The sequence below is a fragment of the Bradyrhizobium nivariense genome (assembly GCF_029846695.2).
Classification (GTDB): Bacteria; Pseudomonadota; Alphaproteobacteria; order Rhizobiales; family Xanthobacteraceae; genus Bradyrhizobium.
Map to the genome: position 1 here is coordinate 21,301 of NZ_JARWCR020000044.1, position 14,766 is coordinate 36,066.

At 62.5% G+C, this 14,766-nt stretch carries 13 protein-coding genes and 2 pseudogenes; 6 read left to right on the plus strand and 9 right to left on the minus strand.

Going from position 1 to position 14,766, the window contains the following annotated elements; genetic code table 11:
• The first annotated feature begins 22 nt into the window (after positions 1–22).
• Positions 23–1,759 (plus strand): bifunctional protein-serine/threonine kinase/phosphatase, encoded by a 1,737-nt coding sequence (locus tag QCM77_RS29185; protein WP_279667153.1) that lies wholly within the window; start codon positions 23–25, stop codon positions 1,757–1,759.
• A 23-nt stretch (positions 1,760–1,782) separates the two neighbouring features.
• Here the strand turns inward: QCM77_RS29185 and QCM77_RS29190 are convergent, their stop codons facing one another.
• Entirely contained in the window at positions 1,783–2,457 is a 675-nt protein-coding gene (locus QCM77_RS29190) for an NAD(P)-dependent oxidoreductase (protein WP_279667110.1), read from the minus strand.
• Between the two features lie 42 nt (positions 2,458–2,499).
• Positions 2,500–3,369, minus strand: coding sequence for an SDR family oxidoreductase (locus QCM77_RS29195; protein WP_279667111.1), 870 nt, complete (start codon positions 3,367–3,369; stop codon positions 2,500–2,502).
• A gap of 103 nt (positions 3,370–3,472) precedes the next feature.
• On the opposite strand from QCM77_RS29195, the pseudogene QCM77_RS29200 reads away from it, so the two are divergent.
• Positions 3,473–4,364 (plus strand): annotated as a pseudogene (locus QCM77_RS29200) (LysR family transcriptional regulator).
• Between the two features lie 29 nt (positions 4,365–4,393).
• Here the strand turns inward: QCM77_RS29200 and QCM77_RS29205 are convergent.
• On the minus strand, positions 4,394–5,311 hold the full coding sequence (locus QCM77_RS29205; RefSeq protein ID WP_279667113.1) for an intradiol ring-cleavage dioxygenase: 918 nt from the start codon (positions 5,309–5,311) through the stop codon (positions 4,394–4,396).
• Between the two features lie 161 nt (positions 5,312–5,472).
• Here QCM77_RS29205 and QCM77_RS29210 point away from each other — a divergent pair, with 161 nt between their 5' ends.
• Positions 5,473–6,747: a serine hydrolase domain-containing protein gene (locus QCM77_RS29210; RefSeq protein WP_279667114.1), complete on the plus strand. Its 1,275-nt coding sequence runs from the start codon at positions 5,473–5,475 to the stop codon at positions 6,745–6,747.
• A 49-nt stretch (positions 6,748–6,796) separates the two neighbouring features.
• Here QCM77_RS29210 and QCM77_RS29215 read toward each other — a convergent pair whose 3' ends face one another.
• From QCM77_RS29215 to QCM77_RS29230, 4 genes are all read right to left on the minus strand, one after another.
• Entirely contained in the window at positions 6,797–8,116 is a 1,320-nt protein-coding gene (locus QCM77_RS29215) for a TRAP transporter large permease (RefSeq protein ID WP_279667115.1), read from the minus strand.
• The gene (locus QCM77_RS29220) at positions 8,113–8,628 is read right to left on the minus strand and encodes a TRAP transporter small permease (RefSeq protein WP_279667116.1); all 516 of its coding nucleotides are present in this window, start codon (positions 8,626–8,628) and stop codon (positions 8,113–8,115) included. The genes QCM77_RS29215 and QCM77_RS29220 overlap by 4 nt, the downstream gene beginning before the upstream one ends.
• Before the next feature lie 84 nt (positions 8,629–8,712).
• Complete coding sequence (locus QCM77_RS29225) at positions 8,713–9,711, minus strand: TRAP transporter substrate-binding protein (protein WP_279667117.1); 999 nt, start codon at positions 9,709–9,711, stop codon at positions 8,713–8,715.
• A 379-nt stretch (positions 9,712–10,090) separates the two neighbouring features.
• Positions 10,091–10,324 (minus strand): hypothetical protein, encoded by a 234-nt coding sequence (locus QCM77_RS29230; RefSeq protein ID WP_279667118.1) that lies wholly within the window; start codon positions 10,322–10,324, stop codon positions 10,091–10,093.
• 139 nt (positions 10,325–10,463) lie between these two features.
• Between QCM77_RS29230 and QCM77_RS29235 the strand changes: the two genes are divergently transcribed.
• On the plus strand, positions 10,464–10,808 hold the full coding sequence (locus QCM77_RS29235; RefSeq protein WP_279667119.1) for a DUF1236 domain-containing protein: 345 nt from the start codon (positions 10,464–10,466) through the stop codon (positions 10,806–10,808).
• 314 nt (positions 10,809–11,122) lie between these two features.
• Positions 11,123–11,361: pseudogene (locus QCM77_RS29240) on the plus strand (sensor histidine kinase); the annotation flags it as partial.
• A gap of 677 nt (positions 11,362–12,038) precedes the next feature.
• On the opposite strand, the gene QCM77_RS29245 reads toward QCM77_RS29240, so the two are convergent.
• Together QCM77_RS29245 and QCM77_RS29250 are read right to left on the minus strand one after the other, a co-directional pair.
• Positions 12,039–12,770, minus strand: coding sequence for a cytochrome c biogenesis CcdA family protein (locus QCM77_RS29245; protein ID WP_279667120.1), 732 nt, complete (start codon positions 12,768–12,770; stop codon positions 12,039–12,041).
• 206 nt (positions 12,771–12,976) lie between these two features.
• On the minus strand, positions 12,977–13,243 hold the full coding sequence (locus tag QCM77_RS29250; protein WP_279667121.1) for a hypothetical protein: 267 nt from the start codon (positions 13,241–13,243) through the stop codon (positions 12,977–12,979).
• Positions 13,244–13,715: 472 nt separating this feature from the next.
• Between QCM77_RS29250 and QCM77_RS29255 the strand changes: the two genes are divergently transcribed.
• Positions 13,716–14,762, plus strand: coding sequence for a LysR family transcriptional regulator (locus QCM77_RS29255; RefSeq protein ID WP_279667122.1), 1,047 nt, complete (start codon positions 13,716–13,718; stop codon positions 14,760–14,762).
• Positions 14,763–14,766: the final 4 nt, after the last annotated feature.

Genomic DNA, 14,766 nt, shown 5'->3' on the forward strand with positions numbered 1-14,766 from the left:
GTGAGGCTCCCTTCGCCTGGTGATGACGATGTCCCGCGGACTCCTGATCTCGGTCGGCCAGCATTCCGACAAGGGTCGCAAACCCATCAACCAGGATTTTCACGGCGTCCTCGTTCCGGACGAGCCGATGCTCAGCCTGAAGGGGATTGCGGCCGTTCTCGCCGACGGCATCTCGAGCAGCACGGTGAGCCAGATCGCCAGCGAGTCGGCGGTCAAGAGCTTCCTGATGGACTATTACTGCACGTCGGAATCCTGGACGGTGAAGACCTCCGCCCGCCGCGTGCTGGATGCGACCAATTCCTGGCTGCACGCGCAGACGCGCAAGAGCCAATATGCCTATGACCGCGACAAGGGCTATGTCTGCACGCTGAGCGCCATGGTCATCAAGGCGACCACCGCGCACATCTTCCATGTCGGAGATTGCCGCGTCTACCGCGTGGCCGGCAAGGCGCTCGAGCAGCTAACCGACGATCACCGGATCATCGTGTCGTCGGAGCAGACCTATCTCGGCCGTGCGCTCGGCATCAATCCGCAGCTCGAGATCGACTACCAGAGTTTCGAGATCGAGGCCGGCGACACCTTCCTCCTGGCAACCGACGGCGCCTACGAATTCGTCGACCCGCGTTTCATCACGAGCGCGCTCAACGAGCATGCAGCCGAGCTCGACGGAGCGGCAAAGGCGATCGTCGAGGAAGCCTACCGGCGCGGCAGCGACGACAACATCACGGTCCAGATCCTCCGCATCGATGCGGTGCCGCAGCGCGAGCCGGCCGGCATCTTCAACCAGACCTCCCAGCTGCCGCTTCCCCCGCTGCCGGAGCCGCGGGCAATCTTCGACGGCTACAGGATCGTCCGGGAGATCCACGGCAGCAGCCGCAGTCATATCTACCTTGCCGTTGACGCAGTGACCGAGGAGCCGGTCGCGCTGAAGCTTCCGTCGATCGATTTGCGCGACAATGCCGCCTATCTGAAGCGATTCCTGATGGAGGAGTGGATCGCGCGCCGGATCGACAGCCCGCATGTGCTGAAGCCGCTGTCACAGTCGAGACGTCGCAGCTACCTCTACGTCGCGACCGAATTCATCGAAGGGCAGACCTTGCGGCAGTGGATGACGGACAATCCACGCCCCGATCTCGAAACCGTCCGCGGACTGGTCGAGCAGATCGCCGCGGGCCTGCGCGCCTTCCACCGCATGGAGATGCTGCATCAGGACCTCAGGCCCGACAACATCCTGATCGACAAGACCGGCACCGCGAAGATCATCGACTTTGGATCAGTCAGGGTGGCAGGCGTCGCGGAGGCCGCGCCGCAGGACGAGGCCGACGAAATTCTGGGAACGGTCCAGTACACGGCGCCGGAATATTTTCTTGGGCAAGGCGGCTCGCCGCGCTCCGACATGTTTTCGCTCGCCGTGATCTGCTACCAGATGCTGACGGGAAAGCTTCCCTACGGCACCCAAATCGCCAAGATCCGGCGCAAGGCGGACGTGAGGAGGCTCAAGTATCGCCCGGCCGACGACGACCGCAACGTGCCTGCGTGGGTCGATGGCGCACTCCGGCGCGCGCTCCATCCGGATCCCTACAAGCGGCACGAGGACCTCTCCGAATTCGTCTTCGAACTTCGTTCGCCCAATCCGGCCTATCTCGATACGCGGATCACGCCCCTGCTGGAGCGCAGCCCCCTGATGTTCTGGAAATTGACCACGGCGGCGCTCGCCTGCGTCGTCGTCGTCCTGCTTGCTCTGCTACACGCGCGCTGATCAAGGGTGTAGCCACGCAAGGCTCACCACGTGATGAGTGGAGAACGATGCAGCCAGGTATCGGCGCGCACCTGATCCAGCACGAATTTCGCAACGTCTTCGCGAGCTATGCTGCCGCCATGGAAGCCCGAAAGATCCGTCAGGGCCCGGACCGAGCTGCGGCCGGGCTTGTTGTTCAGGATCGAGGGGCGAACGAGGACCCAGTCCAGCCCGCTCTCTCTGACGATCGCTTCCTGCCGGTTCTTGTCGGCGTACACCTTCTTCAGGAGAAGCGGAAAGATCACATTGTCCGCGATAAAGCCGCCGTGCCCGGCACTGTCGCCGGCGCCCATTCCCGTGATGCAAACCAGCCGCGAGACCTGCTCGGCCTTCATCGCGCTCACGAGCGCGCGCGTCGCGGTCGAGAGAAGCGTCACCTCGCGGAACGGGCTTACCGGTGTACCCAGCGCACTGACGACGGCGTCACGGCCTTTGAGGGCTTCGCGCAAGACTGTTTCATCGCGGGCGTCTCCGACGATGAGCTTCGCCCCCGTGATGCCACTTGCCTTCTCGGCGGAACGCACCAGCACGGTGACGTCGTACCCTCGCGCCACCGCCCGGTTGACGATCAGGCGACCGGTGGCACCGGTCGCTCCAAGCACCAATATCTTCGTTGCGCCGTCCGGATCCGCCGGAACAGTGGCGGTTGAAGAGATCATGACAGGATTCCTCGTTGTCGTGATTGGGACCTGCCCGTGCCGTCAGGCAGAGGCCGCGATCTCGGAGACGAAGTCGCGATAGGAGCGCAGGGGACGGCCCAAGAGCGCGGTCAGGCGCGCGACGTCGCCGGCCTCGGGGATCATTCCCTCGGTGAGGAAACGCTCGCTCATCAGCCGCATATCGAAAGCCATCCAGCTCGGCATAAACTGCCTGAGGTTCTTCTCGAAGCCGGCGGTATCGTCGCCGGGATAGGCAATCGTGCGACCCAGCACCTCGGACCAGATTGCGGCGGCTTTCGCGCCGGTCAGCGTATCAGGGCCGACCAGATTGATGCGGTCGAGCGGAAGCGGCGCTGCGGCTCGCTCACGACGGATGAGCTCGAGGGCCGCGATCTCGCCGATGTCGCGCGCATCGATCATGGCAAGCCCCCTGCTCCCGATCGGCATCGGATAGATGCCGTATCCGGTCACCACGTCCTTGATCGTGGCATCGTTGTTCATGAAGTACGCCGGGCGCAGGATGGTGGCGTTGAAGCCCATCTGCTCGATCATCCGCTCGACGCCGAACTTGCCGGCAAAGTGCGGCACGTTGACGTAGCGATCACTGTGGATCACCGAGAGGTAGACGACCCGCTCGACGCCGGCCTCGCGAGCCAGGTTGAGCGCGATCAGCGCCTGGGTGAATTCATCTGCGACCACTGCGTTGAGCAGAAACAGGGTCGAGACGCCTGTGAACGCGTTGCGAAGGGAATCGACGTCGAGCAGGTCGCCACGCACGACGGTGACGCCTGCCGGGAAGTCTGCCTTTGCAGGGTCGCGGGCGAGCGCGCGGACATCGGCGCCGCGCTTGACGAGCTGTTCGACGACGTTGCGGCCGACGGAGCCGGTTGCGCCGGTAACGAGGATGGTCATGGGGATCACTCCGGGTTGGGGTCAGAAGACATCCGGAAATTAGTGATCCACAAATGAACCGATAGCCGCTATATTTGGACATACCGTCTCACTGGTGGAACGAATGGACCTGCTTGCCCTCGCCGATTTCAACCTTGTCGCCCGGCACGGCGGGTTCGGACGGGCCGCACGCGCCACCGGCCGCCCGAAAGCGACCCTGTCCCGCCGGGTGGCGGAGCTCGAGAGCAGCCTCGACTTGCGCCTGTTCGAACGTGGAGCGCGCCTTGAAGCTTACGCAGGAAGGACGGGCGCTTTATGAGCGGACGGGCGCGCTGCTGACGGAGCTCGACGAAACGGCGGCGGCGATCGCTTCGGGTGGGGACAGCCCGCGCGGCAGCTTGCGGATCAGTGCGCCGTTGCTGTTCTCGCAGACTGCGATGGGTAGGCTCGCAGCCAGGTTCGCACTCAGATATCCGGAGGTCCGTCTTGAGGTCACGACGGAAGATCGCTCCGTCGACATGGTGGAGGAAGGGTATGATCTGGTGATCCGGGTCAATCCCGATCCGGACGAAAACCTCGTCGGTCGGATCTTCCTACGCGATCGGCTGGTGGTCGTGGCGAGCCCGGATCTGAAACGACCGAGGGGCAATCTCGCTGTGCCGGCTGTCATGCGCGGAGCGGGCGACCGGAAAGCAACCTGGGACGTGACGGTGCCAAGCGGACAATCGCGCATCGCGGTCGATCCGGTCCTTCGCCTGTCATCGCTGGTCATGGTCCGCGATGCGGTCCGGGCGGGCGTCGGCGCCGCACGGCTCCCGGTGTCACTGGTCAGTAACGACCTCGCTGCCGGCACGCTGGTGCATTGGGGCGATATCGACGGACCAGAGATCGCGTTGTGGACGCTCTATCCATCGCGCCGGCTCTTGAGCGCGCGCGTATCCGCCTTCCTCGAGTTCATGAAGGAAGCCTTTCCGATGGGGACGCCTGACGAGCTGGCGGCCTTTATCGGGCAATGAGAAACGGCGCGCGCCCTAGTAGAGAGCGGTCAGGCCGGCTCCCCGGCCTTCACCCCGAGCGGTTTCGGCGCCATGCCGCCGCCCGGCTTGAGGTGGAATTCGTAGCTCATCAAATGCCACTGCCCGCTTGCCTTGGAGCCGTCGGGCATCGCCGGATCGTTGCGCGGCTCGACCTTGGCGATGAGGTCGTCCTTCACCCCAAACACCACGTCGGAATCGAGATATTTGTCGCCGTCCATGAAGACGTGGGTGATCAGCGGCTCGTAGCCCTTGGCATTGACCAGGAAGTGCACATGCGCCGGTCGCATCGGATGACGCTTGGTCTGCACGATCATCTCGCCGACCGGACCATCGGTCGGGATCGGGTAGCTGCACGGCAAGATGGTGCGGAAGAAAAAGCGGCCGTCGCTATCGGTGATGAAGCGCGCCCGTGCCGAGGCGCCGACCTCGTCATAGTTCGGCTTCTGTGAATCGTAGAAGCCGTCATCGTCGGCATGCCAGACGTCGACGGGGACATTCGCGAGCGGCTTGCCGTTGAGATCGGTGACGCGGCTCTGCACGAACATCCGTTCGCCGGTTTGATTGTTCGGAGAGATGTCGGTGCCGTGCGCCGTCAGCTTGTGCTCGCCGACATAGAACGGGCCGAGCACCGTGGTCTGGGTGGCGCCCTCGCGCTCGCGGTGGTTGACCGCGTCGACCAGCATGGAGACGCCGAGCACATCGGACAGGAGGATGAACTCCTGGCGGGTGTAGGTACATTTCTGGCCAGTGCGGGTCAGGAAATCGATGGCGTATTCCCATTCCTCGAAGGTGAGACCGGTCTTGCTCACGTAATCGTGCAGCGACTTCACCAATTCCTGGAGCAGGAATTTCGCGCGCGGGTTGGGCGTCTGGTCAAAGCTCCGGACGACGGCTTCGGTGAGTTCGGTCTCGTTGAACTGGGTCATGGTGCGTTTGCCTGCGTTTTCTCATTGGCCCGAGGGGCTGCTGGAGGCGTTCCAAGGTGGAGTCTACACCAGTCGGCCGGCCGGCGTTAAGCGCGACGCGCTTTGAATGGGGCCGCCATTTCGGCTATCAACCTTCCGAGAAAAGCTGCCCGGAGGAACTGATGCTCGCCCCCACCCCCGCCTCGCCCGAATCCGTCGGTATGTCCAAGGCCGCGCTCGACCGGGTCGATGCGCATCTGAAGAGCCGGTACATCGATGCCGGCCGCTTCCCGGGCACGCATCTCCTGGTCTATCGCCGTGGCAAGATCGCACACAGCTCGGTCCTGGGTTTTGCCGACGTCGAGCGCAAGCTGCCGGTCCAGAACGACACCATCTACCGCATCTATTCCATGACCAAGCCGCTCACCAGCGTCGCCTTCATGATGCTGGTCGAGCAAGGCCTCGTTGCGATCGATGAGCCCGTCGCCAAATACATTCCGGAATGGAAGGATCTCGGCGTGTTCGTCGCCGGCACCGCGCCTTCCTTCCTGACCCGGCCGCCGACCCGGCCGATGCTGATCGTGGACCTCCTGCGCCACACCTCCGGGCTGACTTACGGCTTCCAGCAGCGCTCCAATGTCGATGCCGCCTATCGCACTGAAAAGATCGGCGAGGTCGAGAAGTCAGGCACGCTCCAGACCATGATCGAGAGCCTGGCAAAAATCCCGCTGGAGTTCTCGCCGGGCGAGGCCTGGAACTACTCGGTCTCGACCGACGTGCTCGGCTACCTCATTGGCAAGATCTCCGGGATTCCTTTCGAGCAGTTCCTGAAACAACGGATCCTCGATCCGCTCGGCATGACGGACACCGACTTCCACGTGCCGGTTTCCAAGGCGCACCGGTTCGCCGCCTGCTACTCGGCCGATCCGGGCGGCGGCATGACCTTCCATGCTGGCCAGCGACGCGAGGGCCTGACGCTCCAGGACGATCCAACCAAGAGCTCGTTCCTGTCACCGCCCTCCTTCATCTCGGGCGGCGGCGGGCTGTGCTCGACGACGGCCGACTATCTCACCTTCTGCCGTGCGCTGCTCAACGGCGGCGAGCTCGGCGGTGTCAGGTTGATCGGGCCGAAGACGTTGGCGCTGATGACGGCCAACCACATTCCGGGCGGGCGCTCGCTGCCGGAAGTGTCGCGCTCCCTGTTCTCGGAGGCGACCTATAGCGGCATCGGCTTCGGCCTCGGCTTCGCCGTGACCATGCGCCCGGCGGAGACGCTGGTCGCCGGCAGCCCCGGTGAATACAATTGGGGCGGCGCGGCCACGACTTCGTTCTGGATCGATCCGGCCGAGGAACTGATTGCGATCTTCATGACGCAGGTGCTGCCGTCGAGCGCCTACCCGCTCCGGCGCGAGCTGCGCAGCATGGTCTACGCCGCGATCACCGAGAGCAATCTCTAGGCAAGATGGACCGATCCCGCGGCATCAGAGCCGCGGGATCACGCCCCGCTCATCTCAACATCTCCGGCACGATCAGGCGCGGCAGGAATAGCGAAACCTCGGGCCAGATGATCAGCGCCGCCAGCACCAGCAGCATCGGGATCAGCATGATGGCCGTGTCCTTGAGCGCATAGCGCAACCGTACCCCTGCGATCGAGCAGGCGATCATCAGACACAGGCCATAGGGCGGCGTCACCAACCCGAATGCCAGCGAGACGATCGAGATGATCGCAAACTGCACCGGATGAAGGTCGACCGATTTTGCCAGCGGCTCGAGAACGGTACCGACGATGATGATCGCCGGAATGGCGTCGAGGAAGCAGCCCACCACCAGAAAGCAGAACGCGATGAAGAAGCCGGCCCCGATCGCGCCCATGCCCCAGGTCGAGACGTTGGCCAGCAGTTCCTGCGGAATCTTGTAGTAGGCTAAGAGCCAGCCGAACGCACTTGCGGTGCCCACGCAGAACAGCGCGACCCCGGCTAGACGCCCGGTGTCGAGCAATGCCTTGTAGAGTTCGCGCGCGCCGGTTTCACGGTAGAAGAACGCCGACAGCGCCACGGAATAGAGCACCGCGACGCAGGCGGATTCGGTCGCGGTGAACCATCCGAGCAGGATGCCGCCGACGATGATGAACGGCGTCAGCAGCGCCGGTATCGAGCGCCAGATGGCGCAGCACATCTCCCTCCATGTGTCTTTCGGATAGGTCGGATAGCCGCGGCGCACGGCATAGACATGCACTGTTGCCATCTGCGCGCCGGCGATCAGCAACCCCGGCACGATGCCCGCGAGATACATCGCGGCGATCGAGGTCGAGATCAGTCCGCCCCACACGATCATCAGGATCGAGGGCGGGATGATGACGGCGAGCACGGCCGAGACCGCGGTGATGGCGATGGAGAACGAGAGGTCGTAACCCTCCTTGGTCTGGGCATCGATGAATATCTTGGACTGGCTCGCCGCGTCCGCGGTGGAGGAGCCGGAGATGCCGGCAAAGAACACCGACAGCACGACGTTGATCTGCGCCAGCGATCCCGGCCAGTGCCCGACCATCGAGCGGGACAGCGCGACCAGCCGGTCGGTGATGCCGCCGATGCTCATCAGATTCGCGGTGAGCAGGAAGAACGGCACCGCCAGCAGGATGAATGAATTGTAGGCGTTGAAGGTTTCCTGCGCGAGCATCATCAGCGACAGATGCGGCTCGATCAGCAGGATCGGTACGCAGGCAAGGCCAAGCGCGAAGGCGACCGGCACGCGGATGATGAGCAGGCCGACGAAAGTACCGAACAGGACCATGGCGGCCTGTCCGGCAGAAAGAACATTGCCGCTCATCGGTTTGCCCCAACCAGAATCCGTATCTCGTCGACAATCTGCTCACCGGCAAACACGATCCACGTCGCGCCGGCAACCGGCCAGGCGACGTGGATCAGCCAAAGCGGCAGATCGGCCAGCTCCGAAGTTCTGTTCCAGGCAAAGCGGGTGAACTCGATGCCGGCGGATACGAACACCAGCGCCAGCGCCAGCACGCCGAGCCGCGCCAGAATCCGCACCATGGCTTCGCTTCGGCGTGACAGGTCAGGCCAGACGTCGACTTCAAAATGCTGCGACTCTCTTATGCCGACCATGGCGCCGATCATGATCGTCCAGATAAACAGGAACCGCGCCATTTCCTCGGTCCAGATGTAGGACGGAATCAAAGGCGTGTAGCGCGAGATGATCTGCAACGTGACCGGAATGACCAGAATGCCGACGCAGGCGGCAAGCAGGATTTCCAGCAGTTTGGCATAGGCCGCCGTTGCTCGGCGCCATAGCGACGGGTTCGGTGGCATCGATATCTCGGTCATCACGACTCCGGGGGATCACAATCACGGAATCGGGCAAGCCGTCTGGCTTGCCCCGACTCCCTGTCGCGTGGGCAGCGACAATTCTCAGACGATGTTGATCTTCTCGAAAATGCCTTCCGCGCCGATCTCCTTGGCGTAGGTGGCCATCACGGGGTCGGCGAGTTTCTTCATGGCATCTCGTTCCTCGAACGGGACCCGCTTGAGCTTGCCGGCCTTCTCCAGCGTGTCGAGCTTGACGACCTCCTCGCTCGACTCCAGTTGTCGGCCGTAGTCGCCGGCCTCCTTGCCGGCCTTCATGATCGCGTCCTGCAAATCCTTGGGCAAGGTCTTCAGCGTCTTGACCGAGAAGCAGATCGGTCGGATCGACACGGCGTGCTGGGTCAGGTTGAGATGCGGGGCCACTTCGTAGAACTTCATCGCCTCGACGCCGGCCGCCTCATTCTCGCCGGCCGATATCACGCCGTTCTGTATCGCGTTGTAGATTTCGTTATAGGCGATCACCGTCGGGCTCATGCCGACGGCCGCAAAGGTCTTCGACCAGATCGGCGCGCCTTGTACGCGCACCTTGAGGCCCTTGAGGTCGGCGAGATTCTTGAGCGGCTTGTTGGCGAAGATGTTGCGGATGCCACCGCCGGAATAGCCGATCAGAACGACCTCGGCCTTGGCCGCGACTTCGTCGGCGATTGGCGCCAGGATATTGGCTTCAACGACCTTGTTCATGTGCTCGATGCCCTTGAACACGAAGGGCGCATCGATGAACGGGGCCGCCTTGGCGAAGGTCGACATGTGGGCCGGCGAAACGATGCCGTAATCGACGGCTTTGCCCTGCGACATGTACTCGAAATACTGTTTTTCGAGGCCGAGCGAAGAGTTCCTGTGCAGCGTGAAGTTGATGGGCTTGCCGTAATACTTTTTCACCAGCTCTTCGAACCGGAGCAGTGCCCGATTGAAGGCGTGGTCGTCGTTGAACTGGACCGCGCCGTTCAGCGTGACGGGCGCCTGCGCCCTGAGGATCGACGGCATTCCAATCGCAGCCGCCGCGGTGGTCGCACCGAGCCCAGCGAGAAATGATCTTCGCTTCATCGTCTCCCCTCCCTTTGATGCTCCGGCCCTGTAGCCGGGCCGTGAGCGCAGCCGGCATGCGGCTTGCGAGAGGGAAGCGTATGAAAAACGTCGACGGGACGGAAGTCATTTCGCGTGCGCTGGAGGTACTCTTCGTCGCAGGACCACTCCCGCACGCCCTGCTGCACTGCAACTCACGCCTGGCGCGCGACCAAGCCGCATCGGCGGCCCCCCATTTTCCCAGCGGACGGACGACTTGCGGACCTCTGGGCTGCACCCAGAGATCCGCTAGCCTTCCACCGAAGGCCTAGTGCATATGGCCAATCAAATAGATGCCGCCACCGATCACCAACACGGCCGGGACGGCCCACAAAATTAATACTGGCATTGTCGTCCCTCCTCAGTTTGATGTGCACACCTTGACGGTCTTCATGCCGCTCTCAGCCTCGGTGCGCGATTTGTAGATCGTGCCCGAGGGGCTGACGACGGTCATGGACGAATCCATCGGCTTCTTGTCGACGATCGTGCACTTCTTGGTCTTGACGTCCTGCACGACGTAGAACTCGTCGGCCGCGAACGCCGGCAGGGACAATGCGGCAACCATCAACGCCGCAGTCGCAAGCTTCATCTTCATTTACTTCCTCCTCCAGTTGCCGGGCGTCTCAGTCCGGTCGATCCGCTAACGGGAAAAAATGGCAATTTGTTCCTAACCTCGGGGAACGCCGCCTGCGGTGGGATGTTGGTGCGGCGCTTAGCCTTACGAGGAGGACAATATGAAGAAGCTATTCCTGCTATCCGCGGCGGCCATCCTGATTTCGACCGGCGCTTTCGCACAATCCACCGTTGTGACCACGACCGGAACCGGTCACGCGGCAGCGGTTCAGATCGAGCCGGAGTACCGAACCAGGATCAAATCCTACGTCACCGAGCATCGCATCCGTCCGGTGACGACGAAGGAAAAGATCATCGTCGGCGCGACGGTGCCAAGCGACGTCGAGCTCGAGGCCGTTCCGACCGATTGGGGTCCTTCGCTCACCAAATATCGCTACATCTATTCCGGCGATCGCGTGATGTTGGTGGATCCCGGCTCACGCACGGTCGTTCAGGAAATCGACTGATCAAGGCGTGACTTAGCGCGACCGTCCTGGAGGCGGCCGCGCTCGCGGAGTTCACCGCATGACATCGCATCGCGAGGCCCGGATCGCCGGGCTCAGCCTGGCGGCTGTCTACGCCCTGTGTCTGCTGCTGACCGCCATCAGCATGAGCTAAGGCGCAGGGGCCCCCGGCTGCGCTGCAACATCTCATCTCTGCAACATCTCATCTCTGAACGGCTCGTCGGACGCGAAAATCGTGGCGCAGCGCAAGTCCCACCCGTATGGTCTCCCGAAAATCATAATTCGGCGCCGCTGCGCTGGAACCGGGACGCCCGCGTTTGTCAAAGCTCTCCCTGCCGGTCCGGCTCGCTCTTCTGGTCACCGGAACGATGTTGCCGCTGATCGTCTTCGCTGCGCAATGACGACTTCCAGATCTTCCGCCGCATCGCGCTCGGCTTCGTCGACCAATACGGCAAGGGCGGCCTCGTGCTGATCTCCGATCGCAGCGGTCGGTTGTTGTTTTCCTCCCGCAACGGAGGACACCGCGAGCCTGCCGCCGCGCGGTCATCTCGATATGAAGATCACCAAGGTGCGCACGCACATTCTCGAGGCAAAACTCTCGCAGCCCTTCGCTCATTCGGTCGAAGGGCGACATTGAGGCTGACGGGGCTCCACGGGCTTAAGAGCGAATTCTGCAATCGCTACTTCGCTTCAAACTTCCCATTGCGGCCAACCACAACCGAAGATAGTTCTTGGCGGAGTTTCCCGGAGGAACGATGGCGAGACAGAAGCTATTTCTCGATCACAGCAGCGTTAAGCTCTACAGGGGCCTGAAGGGTAACGTAGAACAACGTTTTCGCGTACACGAAGAAGCAGAACAATCAGATTGAGGGCGGCATGACTGGTTCGACATACGTCGCCTCCCAAACAAGTATCGCACCGGATTAGACATCGAGCCTAGTTATTCCAGCGCTTTTACTACAACTGCGGTCGACCACGCTGAGTACGAGCGCATCGACCGCATGCAGCGAGAGGCGCACAAAGAGGCGCTTCGCCGCGCAATTGACGATGATTATGATTTTGATGCCGCGACGCGTGACAACTACGGTCAACTTTTCCGCAGGCTAGGACGATGGTGGCGGAAAGATTTGGCGCCGAAGCTTTATAGTGAGAGACGGCCGCCATGGGTCAAACGATGACGACAAAGACCCTTCCACTCTATGGCCCCGGATGCCCATCATCAGTCCGCATGCCCTAACCGATCGTCTGCAACGCCGGGAACGTCTCCAGCAGCCAGATGCTCACATTCGAGACCGCGCCGGTGAGAAAGCCGATGCCGGTGATCACCATCAAGACGCCCATGGCGCGCTCGACATTGACGAGGTGCCCTTTCATCCGCGCGAACAGTTTTGAGAACTGCTCGATCATCAGGGCCGCGATCAGGAAGGGGATGCCGAGGCCGGCGGAATAGACCGCGAGCAGGCCGGCGCCCTTCGTCACCGTCGCTTCGGCCGCGGCGACCGAGAGGATCGCGGCGAGGATCGGGCCGATGCAGGGCGTCCAGCCAAACGCGAAGGCGAGCCCCATCACATAAGCGCCCCAGAGGCCGACGGGCTTGGGCGCAGTCAAGCGTCCCTCGCGCATCAACAGGCCGATGCGTGTCAGGCCGAGGAAGTGCAGGCCCATGACGATGATGACGATGCCGGCGAGGATCGAGAGCTCGGCCGACCATGCACGGATCAGCCCGCCGATCAGCGAGGCGCTGGCGCCGAGCGCCACGAACACCGTCGAGAAGCCGAGCACGAACAGCAGCGCCGCCATCATGATCGCGCGCTTGGAGGCGGATGCCGGCTCGTCGCTCTCGACATGCTCGATCGTGGCGCCCGTCAGATAGATCAGATAGGGCGGAACCAGCGGCAGGACGCAAGGGGACAGGAAGCTGACGAGGCCGGCAATCAGCGCCGCCGGGATCGAAACATTTTGCATGATGCAGTCGGAGCCATCTCAGGCGCCAGCGCGGCGCGCGGGGAATGTGCGCGGCCCGGAGCCGAACCGGCTCTGGTGTAGCCGATGGCTGAAAATGCGCAACAGAGGCGCACAAAACCGGGGCTCCTCCCGATGCCGTCCGTGATCACAGATACGGCATCGGGACGCGCACAAATCTCGCCAAAAAGCGAGACTAGGCGGCGCGGCTATTTCACCACGCGGAGCAGCGGACGCCGGGGCTGGTCCTGCGTCTGCTTGGAAGGGGGCTGCGGTTCGCTTGCGGCGCTCCGCAGCATTTCGTCGCACAGCGCCTTGAGATCGGCACCGTCGATTCCTTTGAGTTTCATCCGCACGTCGAGGATGACAATGGACAGCAGCTCGGCCGACTCACGGCTGTTGCTCTCATTGAGGACCTTGCGGCAATCCTCAAGCGTTTCCAGCACCGACTGCAACTGTTCGTCTGAATGCGACACCGGCGTTCTTTCCGTTAATTCGGCCTGTGAGACGTATGTGCGACGATCCCCGCGGCCCCCATGGAGCACCGACGATAGCACGAGGCCGCTGCGCCCCTGAATATGATTTCCGTGTGCTTCTGCGTTGAAACCGCGGTTCCGGCGAACATCGCGCCGCTGCGCCGGCTGTCGTCAAATCGCTCAGTCGTCCAACGCTTGGCGTGCTGCAATCGATCCATCGCGGAAGGCGACACCGGCTCTCGCGCAAGAATTTCGGACAGCGCCGACACTCCCACAGCCATGTCAGGGCTCGCAACGGAACTCACGCCACACCCTCATACGGGCGATAGTCTGCCCGATTCCCAGCCCCTGGCAGCACTCCAATACCACCAGCAACACGGTAAGGGTGACGTTCAAAACTCGTCATTCCCCAACCCGCCGTGGTTGTGGTTTGCGCCATATTCTGCCAGTTTAGCGACCCGAAAGGACTTGTATGCACTCCTTGGCGGAAAGGGGCGTTCCACTGGAAGAACGCCCAAAAACAAATATCAGCGGCCTCTCGGATTGGGATGCGGCGCGCATTTTCCTGGAAGTCGTCCGATGCGGCAGTTTCCGCTCGGCGGCTGAACGGCTGTCGCTGTCGATCAATGTCGTCCGCCGGCGCATCGACGATTTCGAACGCCAGACCGGCACCACCCTGTTCACCCGGGACGTTCACGGCACGCATCTCACCGACGAAGGCGCGCTGGTGGTCTCCGCCGTCGAGCGGATGGAAGCGGCTGCGTTCGACGTGCTGCGCACCAGCGATTCGACGGCGAACGTCCTGTCCGGCGAAGTCCGCGTCGCCGTGACCGAGGGATTGGGGACGTTCTGGCTCGCCCCGCGGCTGGTCGAATTCCAGCAGGCCTATCCGAAGATCCTGGTCGACCTGCATTGCGCGATGCGCTCGGCCGATGTCTCCCGCCACGAGGCCGACGTCGCCATCCATCTGTCACGGCCTTCGGCGCTCGACGTCAAGCTGGTGCGGCTCGGCCGCATGCATCTGATGTTCTGGGCCTCCGAGAAATACATTGCAAAACATGGCGCGCCGCGCTCGGCGATGGAATTGATCAAGCACCGCCTGGTGCTGCAATTCGCCGACCAGCTCGCCGCCAAGGAAACTTTCGAGAGCTTCTTCCCCGGCGTTTCGGAACGTGACCTTCTGGTCATGAAGACCAACGTCTCAAGCGCCAACTACTGGGCGGTCGCGAATGGCGCCGGAATCGGCGTATTCCCGAGCTACGCCATTGCGCTTGGCGGGAAGTTGATTCCACTGGAGGTCGAGCTGAACAGACCGCTGGATATCTGGTTGTCCTACCATGCAGGTAGCGGCCGGATACCGAGAGTGCGGCACATGATTGACTGGCTGATCGAAGCCTTCAATCCAGCGCGATTCCCGTGGTTTAAGGAAGAGTTCGTGCACCCGCATGAATTCAAGGACGAGTATATGGGCGAACCCCTGACCCAGCTCTTCGGGGGGTTTTCAACCGAAGAACGATGAGAAA

Coding starts and splice junctions, on each gene's coding strand:
- QCM77_RS29245 (WP_279667120.1), bottom strand. CDS start 12,770: ATGCAAAATGTTTCGATCCCGGCGGCGCTGATTGCCGGCCTCGTCAGC.
- QCM77_RS29215 (WP_279667115.1), bottom strand. CDS start 8,116: ATGAGCGGCAATGTTCTTTCTGCCGGACAGGCCGCCATGGTCCTGTTC.
- QCM77_RS29195 (WP_279667111.1), bottom strand. CDS start 3,369: ATGACCATCCTCGTTACCGGCGCAACCGGCTCCGTCGGCCGCAACGTC.
- QCM77_RS29185 (WP_279667153.1), top strand. CDS start 23: ATGACGATGTCCCGCGGACTCCTGATCTCGGTCGGCCAGCATTCCGAC.
- QCM77_RS29220 (WP_279667116.1), bottom strand. CDS start 8,628: ATGACCGAGATATCGATGCCACCGAACCCGTCGCTATGGCGCCGAGCA.
- QCM77_RS29230 (WP_279667118.1), bottom strand. CDS start 10,324: ATGAAGATGAAGCTTGCGACTGCGGCGTTGATGGTTGCCGCATTGTCC.
- QCM77_RS29205 (WP_279667113.1), bottom strand. CDS start 5,311: ATGACCCAGTTCAACGAGACCGAACTCACCGAAGCCGTCGTCCGGAGC.
- QCM77_RS29255 (WP_279667122.1), top strand. CDS start 13,716: ATGCACTCCTTGGCGGAAAGGGGCGTTCCACTGGAAGAACGCCCAAAA.
- QCM77_RS29225 (WP_279667117.1), bottom strand. CDS start 9,711: ATGAAGCGAAGATCATTTCTCGCTGGGCTCGGTGCGACCACCGCGGCG.
- QCM77_RS29210 (WP_279667114.1), top strand. CDS start 5,473: ATGCTCGCCCCCACCCCCGCCTCGCCCGAATCCGTCGGTATGTCCAAG.
- QCM77_RS29235 (WP_279667119.1), top strand. CDS start 10,464: ATGAAGAAGCTATTCCTGCTATCCGCGGCGGCCATCCTGATTTCGACC.
- QCM77_RS29190 (WP_279667110.1), bottom strand. CDS start 2,457: ATGATCTCTTCAACCGCCACTGTTCCGGCGGATCCGGACGGCGCAACG.